This is a genomic window from Nostoc sp. LEGE 12447, assembly GCF_015206985.1.
In the GTDB taxonomy this organism is placed as follows: Bacteria; Cyanobacteriota; Cyanobacteriia; order Cyanobacteriales; family Nostocaceae; genus Nostoc.
Genome location: NZ_JADEXT010000001.1, coordinates 475,971 through 500,434, shown reverse-complemented (window position 1 = coordinate 500,434; position 24,464 = coordinate 475,971). Strand labels below are relative to the sequence as shown.

At 41.1% G+C, this 24,464-nt stretch carries 20 protein-coding genes; 9 read left to right on the top strand and 11 right to left on the bottom strand.

What is annotated here, in order from left to right:
- Positions 1-826: 826 nt before the first annotated feature.
- From IQ274_RS02150 to IQ274_RS02140, 3 genes are all read right to left on the bottom strand, one after another.
- Positions 827-988 (bottom strand): BsuBI/PstI family type II restriction endonuclease, encoded by a 162-nt coding sequence (locus tag IQ274_RS02150; protein WP_243458536.1) that lies wholly within the window; start codon positions 986-988, stop codon positions 827-829.
- On the bottom strand, positions 988-1,209 hold the full coding sequence (locus IQ274_RS02145) for a hypothetical protein (RefSeq protein ID WP_163933748.1): 222 nt from the start codon (positions 1,207-1,209) through the stop codon (positions 988-990). Before IQ274_RS02145 ends, IQ274_RS02150 begins: the two co-directional genes overlap by 1 nt.
- A 152-nt stretch (positions 1,210-1,361) precedes the next feature.
- Positions 1,362-2,714: an N-acetylmuramoyl-L-alanine amidase gene (locus IQ274_RS02140; RefSeq protein WP_193867217.1), complete on the bottom strand. Its 1,353-nt coding sequence runs from the start codon at positions 2,712-2,714 to the stop codon at positions 1,362-1,364.
- Positions 2,715-2,855: 141 nt separating this feature from the next.
- On the opposite strand from IQ274_RS02140, the gene dnaG reads away from it, so the two are divergent.
- The gene (gene dnaG / locus IQ274_RS02135; RefSeq protein ID WP_193867216.1) at positions 2,856-4,799 is read left to right on the top strand and encodes a DNA primase; all 1,944 of its coding nucleotides are present in this window, start codon (positions 2,856-2,858) and stop codon (positions 4,797-4,799) included.
- A gap of 36 nt (positions 4,800-4,835) precedes the next feature.
- Here dnaG and IQ274_RS02130 read toward each other — a convergent pair whose 3' ends face one another.
- On the bottom strand, positions 4,836-6,209 hold the full coding sequence (locus IQ274_RS02130) for an AAA-like domain-containing protein (protein WP_193867215.1): 1,374 nt from the start codon (positions 6,207-6,209) through the stop codon (positions 4,836-4,838).
- A 487-nt stretch (positions 6,210-6,696) separates the two neighbouring features.
- Here IQ274_RS02130 and IQ274_RS02125 point away from each other — a divergent pair, with 487 nt between their 5' ends.
- On the top strand, positions 6,697-8,226 hold the full coding sequence (locus IQ274_RS02125; RefSeq protein ID WP_193867214.1) for a PAS domain-containing sensor histidine kinase: 1,530 nt from the start codon (positions 6,697-6,699) through the stop codon (positions 8,224-8,226).
- A gap of 145 nt (positions 8,227-8,371) precedes the next feature.
- Here IQ274_RS02125 and IQ274_RS02120 read toward each other — a convergent pair whose 3' ends face one another.
- Complete coding sequence (locus IQ274_RS02120) at positions 8,372-9,997, bottom strand: PRC-barrel domain-containing protein (RefSeq protein ID WP_193867213.1); 1,626 nt, start codon at positions 9,995-9,997, stop codon at positions 8,372-8,374.
- A 22-nt stretch (positions 9,998-10,019) separates the two neighbouring features.
- Positions 10,020-10,214, bottom strand: coding sequence for a hypothetical protein (locus tag IQ274_RS02115; RefSeq protein WP_193867212.1), 195 nt, complete (start codon positions 10,212-10,214; stop codon positions 10,020-10,022).
- 664 nt (positions 10,215-10,878) lie between these two features.
- Between IQ274_RS02115 and IQ274_RS02110 the strand changes: the two genes are divergently transcribed.
- The 3 genes from IQ274_RS02110 to IQ274_RS02100 all read left to right on the top strand — a co-directional run bounded on the left by IQ274_RS02110 (position 10,879) and on the right by IQ274_RS02100 (position 14,285).
- Positions 10,879-11,472 (top strand): cytochrome b/b6 domain-containing protein, encoded by a 594-nt coding sequence (locus IQ274_RS02110; RefSeq protein WP_163933724.1) that lies wholly within the window; start codon positions 10,879-10,881, stop codon positions 11,470-11,472.
- A gap of 175 nt (positions 11,473-11,647) precedes the next feature.
- On the top strand, positions 11,648-13,081 hold the full coding sequence (locus IQ274_RS02105) for a bifunctional orotidine-5'-phosphate decarboxylase/orotate phosphoribosyltransferase (protein WP_193867261.1): 1,434 nt from the start codon (positions 11,648-11,650) through the stop codon (positions 13,079-13,081).
- Between the two features lie 109 nt (positions 13,082-13,190).
- Complete coding sequence (locus tag IQ274_RS02100) at positions 13,191-14,285, top strand: AI-2E family transporter (protein ID WP_193867211.1); 1,095 nt, start codon at positions 13,191-13,193, stop codon at positions 14,283-14,285.
- A gap of 63 nt (positions 14,286-14,348) precedes the next feature.
- On the opposite strand, the gene IQ274_RS02095 is transcribed toward IQ274_RS02100, so the two are convergent.
- From IQ274_RS02095 to IQ274_RS02085, 3 genes are all read right to left on the bottom strand, one after another.
- The gene (locus IQ274_RS02095; RefSeq protein ID WP_163933718.1) at positions 14,349-14,639 is read right to left on the bottom strand and encodes a hypothetical protein; all 291 of its coding nucleotides are present in this window, start codon (positions 14,637-14,639) and stop codon (positions 14,349-14,351) included.
- An 85-nt stretch (positions 14,640-14,724) separates the two neighbouring features.
- Entirely contained in the window at positions 14,725-15,015 is a 291-nt protein-coding gene (locus tag IQ274_RS02090; RefSeq protein WP_163933715.1) for a hypothetical protein, read from the bottom strand.
- A gap of 230 nt (positions 15,016-15,245) precedes the next feature.
- Positions 15,246-17,699 carry an ATP-dependent Clp protease ATP-binding subunit gene (locus IQ274_RS02085; RefSeq protein WP_193867260.1) on the bottom strand — a complete coding sequence of 818 codons (2,454 nt, stop codon included), beginning with the start codon at positions 17,697-17,699 and terminating at the stop codon, positions 15,246-15,248.
- Positions 17,700-18,042: 343 nt separating this feature from the next.
- On the opposite strand from IQ274_RS02085, the gene IQ274_RS02080 reads away from it, so the two are divergent.
- Positions 18,043-18,339, top strand: a complete 297-nt coding sequence (locus IQ274_RS02080; protein WP_012409942.1) for a DUF3288 family protein — start codon at positions 18,043-18,045, stop codon at positions 18,337-18,339.
- 181 nt (positions 18,340-18,520) lie between these two features.
- Here IQ274_RS02080 and aroC read toward each other — a convergent pair whose 3' ends face one another.
- Entirely contained in the window at positions 18,521-19,609 is a 1,089-nt protein-coding gene (gene aroC / locus IQ274_RS02075; RefSeq protein WP_163936638.1) for a chorismate synthase, read from the bottom strand.
- Positions 19,610-20,360: 751 nt separating this feature from the next.
- On the opposite strand from aroC, the gene IQ274_RS02070 reads away from it, so the two are divergent.
- From IQ274_RS02070 to IQ274_RS02060, 3 genes are all read left to right on the top strand, one after another.
- Positions 20,361-20,546, top strand: coding sequence for a hypothetical protein (locus tag IQ274_RS02070; protein ID WP_163936635.1), 186 nt, complete (start codon positions 20,361-20,363; stop codon positions 20,544-20,546).
- Positions 20,547-20,766: 220 nt separating this feature from the next.
- A complete protein-coding gene (locus IQ274_RS02065; protein WP_163936632.1) occupies positions 20,767-22,008 on the top strand; it encodes a phosphotransferase family protein in 1,242 nt (413 codons plus the stop codon).
- Between the two features lie 127 nt (positions 22,009-22,135).
- Positions 22,136-23,224, top strand: coding sequence for a T3SS effector HopA1 family protein (locus IQ274_RS02060; protein ID WP_193867210.1), 1,089 nt, complete (start codon positions 22,136-22,138; stop codon positions 23,222-23,224).
- Positions 23,225-23,340: 116 nt separating this feature from the next.
- Here the strand turns inward: IQ274_RS02060 and xth are convergent, their stop codons facing one another.
- Positions 23,341-24,123 carry an exodeoxyribonuclease III gene (gene xth, locus IQ274_RS02055; RefSeq protein WP_163936626.1) on the bottom strand — a complete coding sequence of 261 codons (783 nt, stop codon included), beginning with the start codon at positions 24,121-24,123 and terminating at the stop codon, positions 23,341-23,343.
- Positions 24,124-24,464: the final 341 nt, after the last annotated feature.

Below are 24,464 nucleotides of genomic sequence, written 5' to 3'. Positions count from 1 at the left end.
CACCTCTGCGGTTTAAAAGTAATTTATTGAACCACAGAGGCAAGGCAGCGCGGTCTTCTCTACGAGACGCTGCGCGATGGGGGAAACCCCCATGAGCGACTGCCGCGCAGAGAACACAGAGAAAATAGGAATTATTTTCCAAAAGCGCTAGTAGTGGCGTGGCAAGGCTAAAATGTTGCAAAAAAATTGTAGGTTGGGTTGAGGCTTTGCGTAACCCAACATTCTTATAAATGTTGGGTTGCGCTCTGCTCCACCCAACCTACGTCTACTATTATTTCTAAGATACAAGGTTGGGTTGAGGAATGAAACCCAACATTTTTGGGGCTTTGTTGGGTTGCGCTTTGCTTAACTGAACTGTATTAATATATTGCCAAGTTGTGATCGTCAATAGAATTAGAGGAAAACTATAATAAATAGGGACACAGTTTAAAATTTATTTTTTAATTTTTAATTGTTAAGTTTGTCTTGTCTATTTATCAGTCAACTTATCAAGATTAAAGGGATATCAGCAATAGCAGGGTTTGCCTTAATTTGTATCCCCAAGTTCATCTCATCTATTTCGGACATTTGCATATCAATCACAGCTATATCATAAGGAACTCTCTACGTTAAAAAATGACTTTTACATAACCCAAGCATATTGCCTCACAAAGGAGGGTTAGAGGATCTTCCCAAGCAAAATATCACTAATACCAAGCAGATTGCTGTAAGTAAGTTGGCACAATAAAATCAAACTATGTAATATTCATGAACTAGCCTAAAACCCTTTTAGGTATTGCTTATTGCCTTATTCCAACGACAATTATTTACGCCAACTTACTTAGATTCAAAAAGTTTGCTTCTTTTCTATTTGGTAAGCCTGTAATAGATATTCGCCATTGAAATGAATCAGGTGAGTTGAATCTTCAGCAACCCAAACATCTGTTTCCCAAGCAATCTCAGCCAGATATGCCACCATTGCCTTACGACTGAGAAATGTTGTTACCATTACCAGAGGGATTTCGACACTTCTGAATCTGCTACTGAGGCGGGAGTGAGAAACTGACCCATCGATGCTTTTTTGTCTTGCCTTAGCTTTAAACTTGCTACAATCCGATGAAGATCCACTTCTGCAAGTAAGTTTCCACTTGATAGTTCTGCAAGGCTGGTAAAGCTCAAACTACTGTTATGACTTGCTAATAACGCTTTACTACTAGATGGGACAATCACGGTCTATCTTCTTAATTGCTATCAAGTTTATATAATTCTAAATCCTTTGTAAAATCTTATTTTTCTACACTTTGCGTCCTTTGCGGCTTGCCGCAAAGGGCATAAAGGGAAAGAGGATTCAAGTAATTAGTGTAAGTTTATTTAATCAACACTCAAAGAAGTCCTGCTGATTCATATAATCGTTTAAGCATTGCTGAAATCCTTGCACCATAATCTAAATCTGCTGACCATCGCCCTGATAGCTGATCGATTAATGTCGCAATTCCACGTGTAACAAAGCGAAACCTTGGATCTACTACTTCTTGTACCAAAGGTTCTAAACTGGCGTAAGCTTTTAAATGTTGGACGTGTGCCCTCACTCCAATTCTGGCACTTGGAAAAGATGCAGCCTCTGAACCACCACCGATCGCACCTAAACCTGCAAAGTTATTTTGCTCAGGTTTAATATCACCGCCAAAGCGTAAAAATCCAGTTTCTACACACATTTGGCAAAAGGCAATATCATAGTTTACTCCCTCTATCCCTGCTTCTTCTCGATAAAGTTTGGGAATATCAGGAAACTTTGCCAAAGCATTTTCGTTATTATTTCTGAGGAATAATTGTAACTGTATTTCTGAAGTATTACCATTTGACATTACTCGTTCCAATTGACCAGGGCAAACGATCAAATTGGAGCGTAAACTGACAGTCCGAGTTGCAGCATCCCAATTAACCGCAACATTAAAATCTCGGAGTTCTATTGCTTTAATATAAACTATTTTGCGATAGGTAATTCGATTAACGTTAGCTGCTTTTGAAAGATCAATTCGCAGACGATCTACTAAATCAATGGGGATGTAAGCATTGCCATTAACTAATATTCCTTGCTCTGAGTACTTTTGTCCATTAATATTAATATTAATTGGTGGGTAATTTGCTTCGGCTGGAGTGCCAGGAGTAGGATCGATCGCACGACTCCAAGTTACCAATCCATCAGCAATTCCTAAAGCAAAATCGCGGCGACGAGTTTGCAGCAAAGCCCGATCCTCTGGATTGCTAAGAAAGCCCACTTGCATTGCCAAAGCTGGAAGCGTTGTCTGGCGACAGAATGCTAAACTACCTAATCCACTATCTGTATCTGGCTTGACTCCCCGATTCGGTAATTGAGGAACGCGGCGCAATAAACCCACTAGCAACTGTTCTCCATTGCTTTTACGATCGCTATTATTCGCAATATAAAAGACGCTAGCCCCACGCACAGAAGGGCTGCTAGCTGCATCAGATTTAATCTCTAAGGCAACATCACCCCGGCGGCCGCGAGAATTGATCCAGGTGATGGTTTGGGCGGCACTCAAGTCATCGGGAACTGCTAAAATTTCCAAATTCCGCGCCCTCAGTTCGGTGACAATCAAATCCCGCAGCAGAATCATCTCTTTAGCTTCAGTTGTACCACCTGCGATCGCACCTAAATCGATCCCTCCAGCTTCTCTGCCTCCATGAGCGGCTGATATAAAAATACGTCCCATTTTCAGTATTTCCTCTGATAAAATTAAATGTAAGCAATTGTATAGATCATTCTTGGTCTAGCAACAAGAATATAATAGCTATCAGTTGGTAAACCCACCGCAGTGTTAACTACCAACTCATGACTTAACAAATAGACTAGAATGCAAATCCCCCGCTTGCACCCAGATACAATTGAGGAAGTTAAACTACGGGCCGATATTGTAGATGTCGTCTCAGAATACGTAGTTTTACGCAAACGTGGAAAGGATTTTGTCGGTTTGTGCCCCTTCCATGACGAGAAATCTCCTAGTTTTACCGTCAGCCAGACTAAGCAAATGTACTATTGCTTTGGCTGTCAAGCTGGAGGAAATGCCATCAAGTTTGTCATGGAGTTGGGAAAGCGCTCTTTTGCCGATGTGGTGCTAGATTTAGCACGGCGTTACCAAGTACCTGTACAAACTCTCGAACCCGAACAACGCCAAGAATTGCAGCGTCAGCTATCTTTGCGTGAGCAGTTGTATGAAGTTCTAGCAACGTCCGCCCAATTTTATCAACACGCCCTGAGACAATCCCAAGGGCAAAAGGCGCTTCAATATTTGCAATCTAACCGCCAACTCAAAGAAGAAACTATACAGCAATTTGGTTTAGGTTATGCCCCCGCAGGTTGGGAAACTCTTTATCGTTATCTAGTGGAAGATAAACATTACCCAGCGCAGATCCTAGAAAAAGCGGGATTGATTAAGCCGCGCAAAGAAGGAGGCGGTTATTATGATGTATTTCGCGATCGCTTGATGATTCCCATCCGCGATGTTCAAGGGCGCGTCATTGCCTTTGGTGGCAGAACCCTCACGGATGAACAACCGAAATATCTGAATTCACCAGAAACGGAACTTTTTAGTAAAGGTAAAACATTATTTGCCCTCGATCAAGCCAAGGGTGGGATTTCTCAACTCGATCAAGCGGTGGTGGTAGAGGGATATTTTGATGCGATCGCTCTTCATGCTGCTGGGATTAATAACGCCGTTGCTTCCCTCGGTACAGCCTTAAGCTTAGAACAAGTCCGGTTAATTCTACGCTATACCGAATCGAAGCAATTAGTACTCAACTTTGATGCTGATAAAGCCGGAACCAATGCCGCCGAACGTGCGATCGGTGAAATTGCCGAACTAGCATACAAAGGCGAAGTTCAGCTAAAAATTCTGAATTTAGCCGATGGTAAAGATGCTGATGAATATTTGCATAGCCACACTCCAGAAGATTATGGAGAACTGCTAAAAAATGCGCCACTTTGGTTAGATTGGCAGATTCAGCAAATTATTCAAAACCGAGACTTGAAACAGGCTACTGATTTTCAGCAAGTAACTCAGCAATTAGTCAAATTACTTAAAAATATCGCTAACAGCGATACACGAAATTATTACGTTTCCTACTGTGCAGAAATACTAAGTTTGGGAGATACCAGACTTATACCTCTGCGAGTCGAAAATCTGTTAACTCAAATTGCTCCGGCTGCGGCTGCATACACTAAGACTGTATCAGCGAAGCAAGCATGGGGAAGTAGTAAAGTTTCTCAATCCCCACTTCCTACAGAACGCAGTCTTTTAGAACACGCAGAAGCCTTATTATTGCGAATTTACTTACATTGTCCTGAACAGCGTCAAGCGATTATCGCCGAACTAGAGGAGCGAGATTTGCAATTTAGCCTTTCTCACCACCGATTTTTATGGCAACAGATTTTAGAAATCTCATCCGGTGATGGAGAGACAAGAAATTTTGCGTCTCAACCAGATTTAATTTCCCGCTTGCAAGACCATTTTTTAGAATTTAGCAGCGAGATGGGGTTAATTTCCCATTTATTCCATGTAAATGAAAAAAACCAAAAAGAAATACTTCGGACTCCGCAAGTAGTTCAAGCTGCGATCGCTTGCATGGACTTGGTGATGCTGGAAAAACGCTATCGCCACTTTTTGGAACTATGGCAACAAACCGATCCAGAAGCTGAACCAGAGCGTTATCAATCTTATTATCAAGCTTTCTACACCGAAAAAATCAAGCTTCAGAAGATAGACCGACAACGGCTATTTTCGATCACAGAGTTGCTGTAGCTTTGCACTCCTGAAGTTACTCTCGCAGAAATAACGCTAGCCATGCTTAAACTCACAGTTAAAACAGCCGTTATTGAAATGTTCGCTTGTCTTCAAATATTGTCGGAAATATAAACGGTATAATTCACAGGCAGGAGTACTGCGATCGCCTTCTAAATTAATTAGCCCTATACTTTGTAATTTATATGCCAATACTGGCTCTACTTTCACATAATTTGTAGCGTTAATTACTTCATAAAAAGCATCTTGCAATGCTGATTTATCTCGTAGCGCTAACACATATTGCTTTAAATACTCGTGATAAATTCCTGCTTCTGTGGGTGCTTCTTGCAATAGCTTTTCTAAATCCCGTCCTAATCCCCCTTTACCCACCAGGTGATAAAAAGCTAATCGCACCAAATAAGGATATCCTCCCACAAGTGCCATCAAACTCTCGACTTTACCATTTGTCCAATCCAAGCCGTGACGTAGTGCTAAATCCTGCACCTGCTCTTTTGTAAAGGGAGCTAACTTAATTGGCAAACCAATATTAAATGGTGATTGAGTCAGTTTTATGGGAACAAGAATTTCCGTTGAATAAACCAGAACTAGACGTAGTTTTTGCCAAATTTCTACCTCTTTGGCTCGTTCATACCAAGATCGCACTAACGGTAACAATTCTCCAGCAATTTCCTCATATTCAAATACCCAATCCACCTCATTCAATACCAACACAAGGGGAGTTTCTAGCGCAGACAGTAAATAATGTTGGAAATAGATAGAGCAACTTACTTTGCTACCCATATCTTCATCCCAATAATCATTAAGTTTTGGTTCTAACTGCAACTCTCGGCTGAGATTAGCACAGAACCAGCGCAAAAATTTATCCAAACTAGTAAATATTACTTTATCTGCTTGCTGAAAATCTAACGTCACGGTGCGAAAGCCCTGATTGTTAGCGCGTGCAAGCAACTGCAAAATCAGAGAGCTTTTCCCCATCTTCTTGGGTGCTTGGATGCAGATGAGACTTCCAGGTTTAGCCATTTCTGCGTAGGCAATTTCCTCAATTGGCGGGCGAGGGATGTAGAATCTGGAATTAAGAGATACTGGGCCACTAGGAAATTCTAAAGATATAGCCGTAGCTGCTTTGTTGAATTCCTTAATTAATTGCTGATGCACTTTGCTAAGACGGTGATTTTCTACAGTCTGGCGAAAGTTACATTTATTTATCGGTTCTTTACAAAAATCACTCAATACTTGCCATAAATGAGCAGCAATTTTCCTGACACGTTCCTCGCCGTAGTGAGCTTCACAGGCAATATTAGTGTAAGTTTTCCCTTCCCATGAAGAACGCAATATAATCTCTTGGAGCGTTGTTAAACCTGTTGCTTGACTGGCTTTTAGTAGCAATACTACTTCATCTATAGTCATTACTCATCGGCTCCAATTCAGCATGAATTTTATCACACCATTATGTTTTGGAAATCAATGTAGCCTACCTTGTATGAATGGCAGCCAGCCCTTTCCTAAAAAAGCTACAAACAAGGCTTGACAATATTTTTGTATCCTGAAACATTTGACGTGACTCAATCATAGAATTTTTTTTACAAAATTTTTCGAGTTTTTAAGTGATTATATTTTATTTGAACTACTTTTTTTAGACATATCTTAGAATGTAGATGCACACAATGTAGCTATTTTTTCTAAAAAATGGCCGCGGCGATCGCAACAGAAGTTACATTCGTCCGTTTACCTTTTTCGAAATTCCATCCAAATTGATGATATAGGCTGATATATTTCTAACCGAAGTTACAGCCTAATCAACCAAGTAGACGATTTATCCATAAATGGATCGTCAGGGTGCTAAGACAGCGTAGAGAGAGAGCTACAGGATATCTTCCTCACCGTACCAGCAGCTATGCATATCGAAGAACCCGCTACCCATAAACCGGAAGCTCCACTTTCAGTACCAGATTCGCAGAGTTTCCCAGAATCAAAAGACTTATCTCCAGAAAATTTAGATCCTTGTCAATGCTCACAAGCAGCCTTACAAATGGCATTAATCGCCAGTGGCTTGGGGTTGTGGGATTGGAATCTCATAACCAATAAAACCTATTACGATCCCCAGTGGAAAGGCATTTTGGGGTATGGATTAGACGAAATCGCTCATGAGCATAAATCCTTTGAACGACTTGTACATCCACAAGATTTACCGAGAATTCGCCAGGTGTTGCATGATTATCTCCAAGGATGCACGCCTGTGTTTGAAGTTGAATTGCAAATGTTAACTAAATCCGGCGAATGGAAATGGATTTTGGCTTGTGGCAAAGTATTTCAGTGGGATGAATCCGGCAAACCAGTGCGAATGGCGGGGACACACAAGGATATTAGTCAGGATAAAGCGATCGCTACTCAACAATACCAACTACTTGAACAACTCCAAAGAGAAATTGCCCAACACCAATCTACCGAAAACCAAGTTAAAGAAAAATCACAGCAGCTAGAAACTACCCTCAAAGAACTCAAATATACCCAAAGGCAGTTATTACAGAACCAGAAAATGGCTAACCTCGGTCAACTGGTGGCGGATATGGCTAACGAAATTAACAACCCTGTTAGCTTCATCTACGGCAATCTCCATCCTGCGAGTCAATACGCTGAAGATTTAATCAGAATCATTGAACTTTACCAACATTACTATCCCAAACCTACCCCAGTTATAGCCTTACATCTGCAATGCCTCGACCTTAGTTTCGTGAAGACAGACTTTTTAAAATTACTGTGGTCAATGCGAGCCGGCTCAGAGCGCGTTAAAGAAATTGTTTTTGCCTTGCGGAATTTCTCAACCTCTGACGAAGGCCAAATGAAAAAGGTTAACCTGCACGAAGGACTTGATAGTGTTCTGAGAATTTTACAGCATCGGCTCAAAGAAAAGCCTGACAGAGCCGGGATTGAAGTAATTAAAGAGTTTGGGGAACTGCCCTTAATCGAGTGTTACGCAGGCGATTTAAATCAGGTATTCATGAACATCTTAACTAATGCCATTGATGCCTTAGAAGAAAGGATGAAATATGATTATTCCTTTACTCCCAAAATCTTTATTCATACAGAAATTGTTAGAAGTCATTTGTCATTAGTCAATAGTAATGATATTTGGTCAAATAACAAACAAATAGGAAAAAAACACAAAGTTATAATTCGCATTTTTGACAATGGTCAAGGCATACTTCCCCATATCCAAAGACAGATGTTTGAACCATTTTTTACCACCAAGCCAGTAGGTAAAGGTAAGGGACTGGGACTATCAATTAGTCGAGAAATTATCGTTGAAAAACATCAAGGTAAAATTAAGTGTAATTCTAAATTAGGTCAAGGCACAGAGTTGATAATTGAAATGAATACAACAGCAAGGCACTATGCCGCGATTAGAAAACATGCCAGCTTTTAGGTAATAATAAATTCATGAATACGAGCCTTGCCAACACGCCCAATATGTTTCGGTTAAGGTTTTTTGATGAATATTCTAGATCACAAAGACGCGATTTATCGCGTCTCTTGTCTTAACCGAACTGTATTGCAACAGAATCGGTTGCTCATTTTATCCCATTACCATGATGCGCCAAGGCTGCCATTCCATATTCTGAAGCACGTAACTCCTTATCAGAGATTTCTGGCTCCTTGGTATAGACCGAACTCAGTAAGATATTCAGAACTCCACTTTCTTCAGCTTGACTAACAGCGCGATGTGTAATCAATTCACCTACATTCAGAATCACGTTGTCTTCTGGGTCAAGAATGACACGGGTAACTGGACGACCCAGAGCTTGTTCAATCCGTTGCTTCTTCATTGCCCGTGTGCCGCGTCCTTGTAAGTTTTCTGCCTTCGCTTTCAAGGCTTGCCAAAAAGTGTTGAGATTCTCTTGAGCAATACTTGCCCCGTCGCGTAGTTGAACTTTGTTTTCTAACCATCTGTCACTTGCGGTAGAACCGACTGCGGTTGCCAGAGTCAGACCCACAGCGTTCAGCAATTCTGCTTCTTTACCGTAAGTCTGGGCCCGATCCAGAAGGGATTCCGTCACAATTTGCCCAGATGCCGCAATAATTAAGCCATCGTTGGTACGCACTGTTTGTACGACTCTACGCCCTCTTACCTGCTGGATCGCCACATGTCCTACCAGCGAATCAACCGAGTGACGCAGATTAGCGGCGCTACTGTGAGTTAGGCTCCCAATTCGATTGCTAGTAGATTCTGTTGCTGCTTGCAAATTGCGGCTGATATTGACAGTCAGGCTACCACCCGTAGCTCGATAAAGTTCATCCAGAATGTTCATGCGATCAGCCGCTTCTGCATCGACTAGCGTCACTTCCTGCCCCTGTAGTAGCAGTACATTGCCGTCTGGAGTCAGCACATTCCGCTCAACATGCTTGCCAATCACATATACCTTTTGCTCGGCAGGATCAACCAAATTGTTTGTTAGGGAAGCAGTTGCATCTCGATTGAGGTCTTGCAGTTTGCTGCTAGTAGCATCAGTTGCAGCTTGTAATTGTTCACCTGCATTCTGGCTCGCTTCCTGTAGCCCACGGTTCACACTCTCTACCGAGCTTTGCAGCTGCTGATTCACGGTTTGAGCTGCTGTTTGCAGTCTGCTATTGGTAGTCTCAGCCGATTCCTGTAATCTATCTCCAGTTGCCTGAACAACTCCTCGGATACCACCCACCTGTTCTTCCATCATTTGAGAGGTTTCTGGAGGTACAAAGGCAACATCATAACCAATTTTCAGGGCTTCACGAGCAGGAACGAACGATCGCCCCGAGTAAGCATCGGCAAATACACCGCCAGAAACTTCGTATCCTTCCACCAGTCCACTATGCTCATCGAAGAACAAATCGACCAATCCACCGAGGTCAAGTCCCTCAGTAGTCAGAATTCTCTTTTTTCTCAGCACAATATTTTGGTGCAGAATCTCTTTAATTGCAGGGACACGATGTGCCTTAACAACAGATTTTTTCGAGTTAACTACGATCGCATCCAACCCAATCGCTTGCACTTCTTCCCAAGGAATCACTTTTGCGTCTCTAAACAGTCCCTTTTCTGCAACTAAAAAACCCAAAAGTTGATTGTGTTTCTGATCAAAGATTAAGTCTATAATTCGTACAATTTTCTTACCTGTGTCGTAGGCAACGACCACTTTATCGATAACATCACTACCTTTACGCATTTATCTATCCTTCGGATTCTTATTAATTTGGTTGTTCAATTACTTGTTCATTGGTTGCCTGACCTTTTATTTGAAAATATCGTCCTTCTCGGCCAAAACCGGGAACGATATCAATCATGCCAAAGTATTCGAGAAGTACCCCAAATATGGCGATCAGGATAATGAAAATGGTGATATTAGCTCCAGTATTAGAGCGCTGTCCTACGAGTCTAGGCATTTTTTTATCTTATTTATTGTTGTTTTTATCGCTAAAATTATTGTAAGTCTCACACAATAGTATTTATATCATTAAATGTAGGTCAAATGTTTATTTATCGGCATATACATTACTTCAGCTATTCTTTCAAAAGAAATAATAGCTGAAGATATACTTCCAAAGGCAGATTTTTATCTATTTATTCTCAAAAATTTGGATCTGTTGTTTTTATAAATAAGTATTTTACTTCTAGCATCAATACATCGAATTAATTAAAAATTTAAATTTTTAGTACAAACTATACAACTTCTACGCTATTCAAACGTTCGCTTAAATATGATTTCAAGCAGCAGGCTGTACTTATAACATAAGCTGACTATGTTTGGGTGCGATTTATTTAGCTGCTTCTGTGATCTGCTTTAATTGATGACACGCCCCAGTATTTTTTTTTCGGAACAACACTAGTCACGCCTAGACTGACATTTAAAACAGTAACGAACATCTTTGCCAAAATACTGAATCATAAAATGAGAAAATAAGGGTAAGCAATACCACCCCCAACTTTGCAGGGCTATTTACTCAAGACAGACGCTTATGCTTGGTTAATTCTTCCTGTGCCCAATTCCCAGTGCCCCATGCCCAATTTTTAGGACAGATAAACAGCAAATTTTATCAGTCAAAATCTATGACTTTGACCCCCTCTCAAACTCGAAAGCGACCGACTCAAGCGATCGCAGCCAAAATTTTCCACTGGTGTAACATCATTAGCCTATTTATCATGCTCACCAGTGGACTACAAATTTATAACGCCAACCCTGTTTTTGGTGGACGTGCAGGTTTGCACATTCCTCCGATATTTACGTTAGGAGGTTGGCTTGCAGGAGGTAGACACTGGCATTTTGCTGCAATGTGGCTATTCTCGCTCAATCTCTTGTGGTATGGAATTTACGTTTTAATTACCCGGCGCTGGCGACATCGGTTTGTCGGTGCAAATGACTTCAAAGCATTACAAAAAAGTCATAATTCTAAGCGCCTAATTTATGCTTGGCATCGGATTGCGTATACAGCAATTATTCCGATCTTGCTGCTGGCGTTATTTACAGGAATAGGAATGTATAAACCTGCTCAATTTCCCTGGATTGTGGATTTGTTTGGCAATTGGCAAGCATTGCGAATTGTTCACTTTGCCTCAGTACCGATGGTTATCTTATTTGCAGTGATTCACTATCAATTAGGGCAAAAAGCTGGTGGTACTGAATTAACAGAATCAATGTTTTAGTTTGTCACTTGTCCTTTGTCATTGGTCATTAGTAAGGGTTTTAAGCCTATTTACGTTTCGCAACATATTTTTGTTTTTTCGCCCCAACTTACTAAAAAAACTATGGTGATGCAGATAGAGAGACGCAGGTAATAATAATGACCAATGGCTAATGACTAATAACTCTTTAAAAAAAATGAACTTTTTTGATAAATTGAATCGTAGTATCTTGCAAAATCAAAGCTTACTATTTGTAGGACTTGATCCAAATCCAGAGATGATGCCTGTGCATTATGAATCTGAAGAACTCATCGCTGGTTTGGAAAAGTGGTTACAATTCATTATTGCGGAAACTGCTGATTACGTTTGTGCTTATAAACCGACACTTGGCTTCTACGAAGCGTTAGGTATTCCCGGTTTAGAACTGCTATACAAAACTTTAGCAGCGATTCCAGCGCATATCCCAGTAATTTTAGATGCCAAACACGGTGACTTAAATACTAGTACCATTTTTGCCCAAACTGTGTTTACAGAATGGCAGGTGGATGCAATCACTCTTAGTCCCTATACAGGACAAGATCATGTAGCACCTTTTTTGGTCTATCCTGAGAAAGCGGTATTTATCTTATGCTGTACTTCTAATCCAGGTGCAGAAGCCTTACAGCAATATCCGACAAACGAGTCACCCCTTTATTTACAGGTGGTAAAAGAATCAAAAACCTGGGGAACTCCAGAACAATTGGGTTTGGAAGTGGGAACTACAAATGCTGAAGTTTTAGCACAGATTCGAGCGATCGCGCCTGAACGGATTATTATGGCGCGTAGCATCTGGGCGAAGGGTGGAAACCTCAGACAAATTTTAGAAGCAGGGTTGAATGCTAACGGTGATGGTTTGCTGATTCCTGTTCCTCAAGATATGTTGGGAAACACACAATTATCTGAGGAAGTCGAGTCTTTACGCACAGAAATTAATCAACTAAAAACTGAAATTATTCACGAAAATTCTACATGTTCTGTGTGGTTTCCTGATGTTTGTTTCCTAAATCAGCACCCCTACCAGGATTTGATTTTACAACTTTATGACATTGACTGTATTATGTTTGGCAGCTTTGTCCAAGCATCAGGAGCAATATTTCCTTATTACATCGACTTACGCAAAATTATTTCTAATCCTCAAGTTTTTAATCAAGTTCTCACTGCTTATGAGGATATTTTGAAGAATCTCAATTTTGATAGGTTAGCAGGTATTCCGTATGGTTCTTTGCCTACCGCGACTGGTTTAGCTTTACGCCTTCATTGTCCAATGATTTTCCCCCGTAAAGAGGTAAAGGCCCACGGAACGCGCAGAGTTATTGAGGGTCACTTTCATCCTGGTGAAACAGTTGTGGTAGTTGACGATATTCTCATCAGTGGCAAAAGTGTTATGGAAGGCGCAGGAAAGTTAGAATCAGCAGGATTAAATGTTAATGATATTGTGGTACTTATCGATCATGAACAAGGTGTGAAAGATAGGTTACAGCAAAATGGTTATCGCAGCCATGCAGTTTTAACTATTTCAGAAATTACTAATACTCTCTATCAAGCAGGGCGAATAAATGAGGAGCAATTTTTAGCTTTTGCTGAAAGTTAGGAATCAAATAACCTAAAATCGTAAATGGTGAAAGCTTCGTTGTGGTCTAACATATTTAATTCCCAGGTTTAATTTAGTAACTAGAATAATTTTGTTTTTTAAATTAATTATGAATTTTCCACTCAATCAACTACTTAGATGGTTAATTTTTACACTGCTATTTCCTCTAGTGTTTCTCAATGGTTGGCTAGCATTTTTGCTTGTTAAAAATTTTCAACCTGTCGTAACAATTCTTGTCTTAGCTACTTTGCTTGCATTCGTTTTAAACTATCCTGTTGCCATTCTCCAAAAGCAAGGAGTGAAACGTGGCTATGCAGTATCATTAGTTTTTATATCAGCATTGATAATTATCGTTGCTCTTGGTATCACTTTGGTTCCCATTGTGTTAGAGCAATTTAATGAGATGGTGAAAGTTCTTCCTCAATGGATTGATTCTAGCGAAGAAAAACTTCAAATTTTAAATGATTGGTTCTTTAAGCACAAATTAAATGTGAATTTAAGTCAGTTATTAACACAAGTAACTGACCAATTACCTAATGAGTTAGAGTTCGTTACAGATAAACTTTTAAGCATTATTGTAGATGCGATTGATAGTGTTTCTGATGCATTAATCATAGTAGTGATAACTTTTTACCTCTTGTTAGATGGCCCAAGAATTTGGGAGGGGATATTTAAGAAGTTACCAGGTAATTTTGCCCAACAAGTAAGCCAGTCTATTCAGCAAAACTTTCAAAATTACTTGATTGGGCAAGGAACTTTGGCTTTGCTGATGGGAGTTTCAGAAACATTAATGTTTTTAGCTTTTCAAGTCCAGTTTGCTTTACTCTTTGGTTTAGGAGTCGGGCTTTTGAGCTTAATTCCCTTTGGCGATGTCTTCAGCGTGGTTGTAATAACTTTCATAATAGCTACACATGACTTTTGGCTAGCAGTGAAGATTTTTGCGGTAGCTTTTGTCATTGACCAGTTAATCGATCAGGCGATCGCACCACGGCTTTTAGGCAGATTTACTGGGCTTAGACCAATATGGGTGTTAATTTCTTTACTTGTAGGAACCAATGTCGGTGGAGTCTTAGGTTTGCTAATTGCGGTACCTGTAGCTGGTTTTATCAAAGATGCAGCAGATGGTTTTTCTAAATCTGGTGATTCTGAGAATGTAGTTAAGAATGAATTAGCATCAGAATTGTTGCCAGATGAATCAGTATAGAAATGAGTTATTTATAAAAATAAGATGCCATATTACCGCTAACACTAAGTTGCAACACTGTCATTAAGGATGAAGTGTAATAGTCAGGATAGTTATAACTCCTTGTTCAGATCCGTAATACCAAAAAACTCGAAAAGCAGCAGATATTTTGTTTTCTACATAGGCTTCAAAAATTTCTTCTCCATTGGGCCCTGATAAAGATTCATATTTGTGAGTATTCAAACTAGGGTGTCGTAGGTTTGTTTCCATTAAACCCAGCGTTTTTAAAACTTTTTGGTACTTCTTAGAGTCAGTTTGTTGTAGTTTAGCTAGTGCTGTACTAGCCTCGCTTGAAAATATTATCTTAAAATTCACTATTGCTCAGTTTGGTAGATTAAACCTTGTGACAAGGATTATGTTTTGAAATCAGTGTTCAGGGCTAGTGTTCTGGTGACATCCTCTATTCATCAATTTCTAGATCCGCATACTGGGAAAACGAACCTAAGTCGTGAAGTTCACCAGAACTTGCCTGTTTTATACCAACTTCTAATGAGCTACGAGCTACAGAATTTTGCCATATCCAAAGTTCTCTTTGTGGAATGTTTACAATTGGATCTAGCAGAATTTGTCCTAACTCATTAATCAGCACTCGATAGCTCTTTGCTTTGGCAACAGTACCCAAGGTTAATCGTCCTTTACCATCAGTTTTGACACTATCTTTAACTATTTGGAAGTCCTGATTTTCAATCATATTGCTGCTATGCTGCTATATCCTAAACTCATTATAAACATCTGTGGGTAAGTGGGTATTGCCCACTTACAAGCAAATTGCATAAAAAAAGCCCCCAGTATATCTACTAGGGGTGAGAAATAATACCATTTCACTTTATGTTTGTCGGAGATGACCCTGCGATCGCCTCTACTTAGATGAGAGGCTAATTATTTCTCAAATATTACAGCAAAAAGCGATCGGGTATAAAATTAGCCAACATTTGCCAAGAGCAATTCTCGTTTTTCTAATTTTTGTACTCTCACCTGAGAGTCATCATCAACATCGATAAGTGCTGTGTCTCCATCTGTAATTTGACCAGACAGCATTGCTTCAGCGAGAGAATCTTCTAAAAGGCGCATAATTGCCCGGCGTAATGGTCTAGCACCATAACTGGGGTTATAGCCTTCTTGTACTACAAGTTCTTTGAAGCGATCGCTAACTTCAAGAATAATTCCCTTTTCTGTCAAGCGTTTAGAAACTTCACGAAGCATAATTTCAGCAATTTGCTTCACTTCATCCCTAGAAAGCTGGGTGAAGACGATAATTTCATCAAGACGGTTCAGGAACTCAGGACGGAAGTAAGCTTTCAATTCTTCATTTACCAAGGTGCGGATGCGGTTATAACTAGCGTCGGCTTGAGTATCGAAGTCAAAGCCTAAACCACTACCACCTTTTTCAATCACCTTGGAACCGATGTTGGAAGTCAAAATGATCAGCGTGTTCTTGAAGTCCACTTTCCGACCTTTGGCATCGGTAAGATGACCGTCATCCAAGATTTGCAGCAGCATATTGAATACATCGGGGTGTGCTTTTTCGATTTCGTCGAATAGCAACACTGTGTAAGGTTTTCGCCGCACGGCTTCTGTAAGTTGTCCGCCTTCGTCGTATCCGACATAACCCGGAGGCGAACCAATTAGCTTGGCGACGGTGTGGCTTTCCATGTATTCGGACATATCTAGCCGAATCATTGAGTCTTCCGCACCGAAGAAGTAGGAAGCTAATGCCTTGGCCAATTCTGTTTTACCGACTCCGGTAGGTCCAGAGAAGATAAAGCTAGCAATGGGACGATTGGGATTTTTCAAGCCGACACGGGCGCGACGGATACCGCGAGATACAGCCGAGACTGCTTGTTCTTGACCGATGAGGCGTTGATGCAGAGTGTCTTCTAGGTGCAGAAGCAATTCTGACTCAGATTCAGTCAGTTTGTTGACTGGTACGCCAGTCCAAGAGGCAACAATTTGAGCGATGTCTTCTTCGTCAACGACGGTGCAGTTGACAGGTTGCTCGTTTGGTGTAAATGTTGCTTGCAGTTGTTCTGCGAGTTTTAATTCTTGGTCGCGTAGGGTTACAGCTTTGTCAAAATCTTGGACTCTGACTGCTGCTTCTTTTTCTTTGGTAACGCCAGCGAGTTCACGCTTAAGTTCTTTATTGGGAGAACTTTGGGAGTTCCGCAGACGGACGCGAGAACCAGCTTCATCAATTAAGTCTATTGCCTTATCTGGCAAGAAGCGATCGCTAATATAGCGGTCTGATAATTCTGCGGCTGCGACAAGTGCTGAATCCAAAATTGTGACTTTGTGGTGCTGTTCATAAGCACCGCGCAAGCCGTAAAGAATTTGTACGGTTTCTTCTACCGATGGTTCACCAACCATAATTGGTTGGAAACGACGCTCTAGTGCTGCATCGCGCTCGATGTGCTTTCGATACTCATCAAGGGTTGTTGCGCCGATGCACTGGAGTTCACCCCTTGCTAAGGCAGGCTTGAGGATGTTGGCTGCATCCAAACCACCTTCTGTACCACCAGCGCCAACCAAGGTGTGAATTTCGTCAATTACCAGAATGATGTTGCCGACAGTGCGAACTTCTTCCACAACTTTTTTGATGCGTTCTTCAAAATCGCCACGGAAGCGAGTTCCAGCTACCAATGACCCCATATCGAGGCTGATAACTTGCTTGTCTTGTAAGGTTTCGGGAACATCTTGGTTGATAATTCGTTGAGCTAGACCTTCTGCGATCGCAGTTTTACCAACTCCTGGTTCTCCAATCAACACGGGATTATTCTTAGTGCGACGACCGAGAATTTGGATTGCCCGCTCAATTTCCTTTTCACGACCAACTACAGGGTCGAGTCTGCCTTCTTGCGCTAATTTGGTCAAATTTCTGCCATATTCTTCCATCGTTAGCGGTTGGGTGCGCTTTTGACTACCACTACCAGCGAAAGCAGGTGCATTTTCACCCAAACGGCGAACTATGGCACTACGGACACTCTTGAAGTCAACTCCTAGATTTTGCAGGACTTTGGCGGCGACACCTTCACCAGCCTCAGTTAATCCTAAGAGTAAGTGTTCTGTGTTGATGTAATTTTGTCCCAGACTATGAGCTTCTTTAAAAGATTGCTCGAAGAGGCTTTTCACCTTGGGAGTGAAAGGAATTTCTGGTGGTACAAAGCCAGAACCCCTACCAATAATTTTTTCTACCTCACGACGTGCGTCTTTGAGGGTAACGCCTAATTCGGCCAGCACTTTAGCAGCAACCCCAGTTCCTTCTCCCATCAAGCCCAGGAGAATTTGTTCAGTTCCTACGAAATTGTGTCCCAGGCGACGTGCTTCTTCCTGAGCTAGCATAATTACTCTAATGGCTTCGGAAGTGAAGTGTTCAAACATAATGGGTTCTTGCTCCCTCGCTGCTTGGACTTTGGGTGAGATAAAATTCACCCTCATCTAAAGTTTTTTGTATTTTCTTAAGAACTAATGTAACTTTATTTAAAGTTAAGTGGCAGTGGTGAGAGCCGTAAGACATCAGGTGTACTAGCCGTCTAAGAGAATTTAAGAGTTGGGAGTTAGAGGTTAAGAGTAAGTAAGGAGTTCTCAATTTTACAATTAGTTTTCCCGTGGAGAAGATGATTTTTTTTGCCTTTTCTACTTCTCTGCTCTCGGCTAAACTTAGAACTCAGGACTCAGAACGGGCTAAACCCTAGCTATCCGCTAACAACACTCAGGACTGACGATGACTGAACCAACGGTTGGTAAAGACCAACAGCACCCTCTTTATAATCGCGATCGCCCCCTTATTGATATCTTACTCGCTCAAGAGGCGACAGACTATAACTTAGCAGAATTAGCCAGACTGCGAATGCGTTATCAAGGCTTTCCAGGTGCAAGAGACATCCAAAAAGACCTAGATAAAGTCTTACAGCAGTGGGGTTTAACCGAAATTGAGCTTTTTGAGAAAACTCGCAAAATTCACGATTTGGGTGGTATTTACAAAAGTCGTGGTAAAAAAGACGAACAGGATTGGAATTAGGGAATGGGGAATGGGGAATGGGGAATGGGGAATGGGGAATTGGGAATGGGGAATGGGGAATTGGGAATGGGGTAATTATTCCCTCGTATTTCCAACTCTTGTACAGACGCGATGAATCGCGTCTCTCCTAATTCAGCTATTAATCGCGTCTCTCCTAGGTCGATATATAAACTACAAGAGACTACAAGACTTTGCACTGACCATGATGCCGTAACAAATGGTCACATAGTACCAACGCCACCATAGCCTCAACCATTGGCACTGCACGCGGTAATACACAAGGATCGTGTCGTCCTTTTGCTGCTAATAGCGTTTCTTCGCCCTCACGAGTTACAGTCTTCTGCTCTTTTCTAATTGTTGCTGTCGGCTTAAATGCAACTCGCAAAATAATATTTTCGCCGTTGGAAATCCCGCCTTGAATACCGCCAGAACGGTTTGTTACTGTACGAATTTCACCATTTTGATCGATATAAAATTCATCGTTATGCTCAATTCCCGTTAGTAGCGTTCCCGCAAAACCGGAACCAATTTCAAAACCTTTGCTAGCAGGGAGAGACATGACACCCTTAGCAATATCAGCTTCTAATTTATCAAATACTGGTTCGCCCAAACCTTTCGGCACATTTCGCGCCACACATTCTACGACACCGCCGATCGAATCACCTTGTCTACCTATTTGCTCAATTAATTCAATCATGCGATCGCCACATTCAGCATCGGGACAGCGAACGATATTGCTTTCTACTTGCTCTAAGGTGACAGTATTTGGATCGACTACACCTTCTAAGTCTTTGATGCGCTTAACATAAGCAATAATTTCGACATTGGCAACTTGACGGAGAATTTTTTTAGCGATCGCACCGGCTGCTACTCTCCCGATTGTCTCACGCGCTGACGACCTACCCCCACCTTGCCAATTGCGAATGCCATATTTTGCATCATAGGTTGCATCAGCATGAGAAGGCCGATACTTTTGTGCCATCTCGTCGTAATCTTGGGGACGAGTATCTTGATTGCGTACCAAAATTGTTATAGGCGTTCCCAGTGTTTTGCCTTCAAATACTCCTGACAGAATCTCGCAGGTATCAGCTTCTTTGCGAGGAGTCGTAATTTTACTTTGTCCCGGCCGCCTTCTATCTAGTTCTACCTGAATTTCTTCTGCCGAAATTTCTAGTTGGGGAGGACAACCATCAATCACAACTCCCACACCGCCGCCGTGAGACTCGCCAAAAGTACTAATGCGAAATAAATGACCAAAAATATTGCCCATGATTTTGAGGAAAAAGGTGAGGCTTATGTATTCTACCTAGAGTTCTTCAAAAGTTTGTCTTTGCTTTTTGTAGAATTCTTCGCTATTTTCTAGTATTTATGCAACAGTATCATGGCAGTTCTGGTGATGAAAGCGGACGCATATAATTATCTGCTCAAAGAGCAAATGGTTACACCTGCGAGGAAATCTAACAAATTCACAACAGCTTAATTAGGGGTTAACCGATAGATATAGTAGATATAGTGAAAAAATTAAGCTCTTTTGCCAACCACAACTGTCACAAAAGTACAAACCAAAAAAATACGGTATCAGGCTTCTATTTTATACCTATCATCTATCCAAACTCTTTCAAAATTATGGAGTGGCAATTTAACACTATCTCGCAATGGTCGTTGTGCATTGTTAGAGTTTTGTTTTGGTAGCTTGGACTAATTTGCATTTAATAGCAATGAATCTTTTCCGTGGCTTGGACGAATTTGGCGTTGCCGTAGCCTCGGTCATAAGCGGCAAGTAGTCTTTTGCCTAACTCACGAGTTACTTATAGAGGTTTCTCATTCGCTCAACATCCTTGACAAAAGTACATTTCCATAAGATGCACTCATGTAACCGTTGTCTGCGATCGCCTATAGCCATTTACAATACGTAAGTAAGACAAATGACGTAATAACAAGGCTTATAGGCATCAATTCTGAAAAATAAAGAAAAAAATAATTACTAATTGCTTAAAAATTCCGGTTTTTTTGGCTTTGGGATGATAAATAAAAATAATAGCGTTGAATGTCATGCTTCCTGCTGCGAAGGATTACTGAAATTCTTTGCTGCTTTCAGGATGAATACTGAGCATCAAATAACATCTGCCGCCAATCAGTTTTTTGCTGGAGATGCTGCTACATCAAAAGGCTCTACCACAAAACTTGCTCTAGATGTATCTAAGTAACTATGCTGATAAAGTGTAAAGATGTCACCGTATCTAGGAGTGAATTTTAAAGCAATCGTAAAGGATTTTGTACCATTTTGGCAGGTTTTTATCGGAAAGATGAGATATTAGTAGATTGTACAAATCTTTATTGTTATTTACTATCTACCGACAACTGCTAAGTACAAGCAAATACCGACACAGATAAGTTTAAGTAATTTAATGAAGTAGGAAATAATACATGGTATTATCACTGTCTTCTCATAACGTTATCCAGTATCTGCAAGAAGCGGGGCTGTGTAGCTCAGAAGATGACGCATCAGATAAATCTGAGTTGCCAGGAAGTAGTAAGAACAGTTTCGATTTACTCGTGACTCTAGCAGATAATCGTAAACTGCTCATTAAACAAGAACGTAACGTTAAAAGCAATGACGGCGCTCCTCATGAATTGTTTCAGGAGTGGCTATTTCATCAGTTGCTCCAACAGTTTCCAGTTCTCGGCAATATTTCCCCGATCGCACCGTTGGTAGTTCATTTTGACGAAGAAAATTCCATCCTTGTCCGCAACTACTCAAGTGAATATCGGGAACTTGCGACATTGTACCACAACAATGATATTTTTCCACAAGAAATTGCCACTGCGATTGGCACTACTTTAGCGGGACTCCATCGCGCAACCTACAACCGCCGAGAATATCGGGATTTTATGGCAACTGCTCCCCAAGGAGAGTTTCGCTATGGCTTTTACAATCCGGCGCAAGGGGTAGAGTCAATTGGGCCGGAGATTTTTGGGACGGTTCCCACGGATGCGCTGAAATTTTATTTACTCTACCAGCAATCGGAGAGTTTGGAATCTGCGATCGCAGATTTAGCGTATGACTGGAATCCCTGCTGCTTGACTCACAACGACCTGAAATTGAACAACATCTTGGTTCATTCCAGGTGGGAAAAACTAGACAATTGCCTAGTAAGACTAATTAATTGGGAAGCTTGTTCTTGGGGAGATCCAGCTTTTGATTTAGGGACTTTACTAGCAAGCTATTTACGAATTTGGCTCAATAGCCTCGTCGTAGATCCCACGATTGAGTTACAAGAATCTCTACATCTGGCTTTGACACCGTTGGAGAGTTTGCAACCTTCAATTATTGCCCTCATTAGGGGTTATCTAAATGCTTTCCCAATGATTTTGGAATACCGCAGTGACTTTATTGTGCGCGTTATCCAGTTTGCAGGACTGGCACTAATTCATCAAATTCAGGATATGATTACCTGCCGGAAATCTTTTAATAATGCTGATATTTGTATGCTCCAAGTGGCTAAAAGTTTACTCACTATGCCACAGCAAGGTGTACTAACTATTTTCGGAATATCAGAGTCAGAAATCCTTAATCCTGTAGGGACAGTTCATAAACTTCCTCAGCCTGTAAAAGAGCCACAGCTACTTCGTCTTTATTACGAAAAAACTCGGCTTCGTGGTTGTTAATAGCAGGGAGCAGAACAATTATGAATTCTGACTCACCTCTCCTGCCGGAGACGCTGCGCGAACGACTCCGCTCGGCGACCACCTGACTCCTGAATTCTGTTTTAAAGTTTGAGTTCTAAATGGATTAATGCTAAATTACTCTATCAATCAACCGCTAAATTCTCTATTCGATATTGCTAAGAATATTCAGATTGAGCCAAATTTTTGTATTTATCATCCCAATTATCAACCCTTTGCTCTGCCGACTAAAGTAGCCGATAGATTTCAGCAAAATTCTGTAGATTTACAACAGAAATATCTAACTCTACTGCTGCGAAACTTTCTTTATGGGATCTATTACAATGGCTCTCTACAAAGTACTTTAGCAGTCAATACTGATAGTAGTAATTGCCCATCAAAGCATAATTTAGTAGATAATTCCATCTTAGAAATTGATTGGAATTTTTACGAGCATCTACACGCCAGTAATCACGGCATAGGTTACTTTGACCCTCGATGGCAGGTATTGCGAAAAGAACCTGATGGGACTATGGCTGTGACTAAAGGCGGTTTAACACTTTATGTTGAGCCAGACTGCCATCTCAAATCCAGCAAAAAATCTACCAAAGTGGGCGACATGGTAGCAATCTGGATGCCCAAAAATCGATTGCAAAATGGCTCTTACTTGGCAGTTAGTAATGTCGGACAGGAACGGCAAAGCAACCCCGATGCTGATTTGGGAGCAGGGCGAATTTACTTTAACTTTACGCCATCTGGTGCGATCGCTCTTATGGAAAGCTTGACAATGCAATTGAACGCAGCTTCCATTCCCTTTAGCTTTCAGGTTCTTCACAACCCTTCTGCATACGGACGCTATGATTCGGGGCTACTCTACTTTGAACTCCCCGACTATCCAGCAATTCGTACAATCCTTCAGACTGTTTATATCGAAAATCAATCCCATTTCCAGCCCGAAATTCCTTTGTTTACAAAATTTTTAGCTCCAGGTTTAGGTTTAGCTGAAGAACCAACCCAAAAATTTGCTGCACAAGAAAGTTTTGGGATGAACCGTTGCCAAATTGTCGCTAATGCTTTGTTGGAAGCTTGGCAGAAAGGTAAGAATGCGATGGAGGAACGGATGGGGGTTATTGACCAACACTTTGCACGACACCTAATAGATTTGCAGCGTCCTTACCTCAATCCCAGTTCTGAGGATATATATAAGCCGTTAAATTGATTAATTGGGCATGGGGCATGGGGCATGGAGATAAGGGAGTAGAGGAGCATAGGAGAAGTTGCAGCAAGTTTTTTCCCAATGCCCAATTCCCAATTTCCAATTCCCAATTCCCAAATTCAAAATTCCACAATTACCGGCGTATGGTCGCTGGGTTGGGTTAATTTTCTGGGTTCGACATCAATAATACAACTTGTAGCACGCTCATACAGCACGGGTGTGAGATAGTGATGGTCAATCCGCCAACCTAAGTTGCGACGAAAGGCGGCGGCGCGATAATCCCACCAGCTATAATTTCCGCCTTCTGTGGTGAATTTGCGAAAAGCATCGGCAAACCCTAGTTGCAGAATCTCGCGCAAGGCTTGACGCTCGGTTTCTGTTGCCATAATGTGATTTTCTGTACTCACTTGTTCGTGAATATCCTTGTCTTCTAGGGCGATGTTGAAGTCACCGCACACACAAATTGCAGGTTCTGACAGCGAAAGCAATCGCAAATACTCGTGTAGCGCTGTTAACCAGCGCAGTTTGTATTCATATTTTTCAGTTCCTACTGCTGCACCGTTGGGAACGTATAAGTTAACAATCCGAACACCATCAATTACACCTGTTATTACCCGTTTTTGCTCATCCCATTCGTGGTGTAAATCTGGCAAAATCGCCCTAAACCCGCTACTTACGTTTAAAAGTGGCTGGCGGCTAATCAGGGCTACGCCGTTATAAGATTTCTGTCCTGATATATAAAGGTTATAGCCCAACTGCTCAAAAGGCGATCGCGGAAACTCGGCATCCGCAACTTTGGTTTCTTGTAAGCAGAGAACATCAACGGGATTGTTAGTTAACCAATCAGTAACCTGTTCGAGACGAGTGCGAATTGAGTTGACGTTCCAAGTAGCGATTTTCATTAGTTATCAGAATTTTTTGAAACTTAATAATTACAAATTGTGTAATTATTGTACAATTACTTAATATTTATAATTTCTTTTGCATTTTCCAATTACGTTTAAACAAACCTTTAATCATTTGATCCCATTGAATATTTTAGTATTGTCAGCTACCAAATATTCAATTTTGTAAGTTCTGCTACAAAATATTCTACTTCATTATGATCCCCAAGACAGATGCAACAACTAATTGATTAGTTATACGTTAGAAATGTAACTCAGGGCTGACTTTTGCCGAATAGTCCTTTATATTTGTAGACAGAAAATTTGCGGGACGGTTAATCGGTATTGCGCTTTTGGTA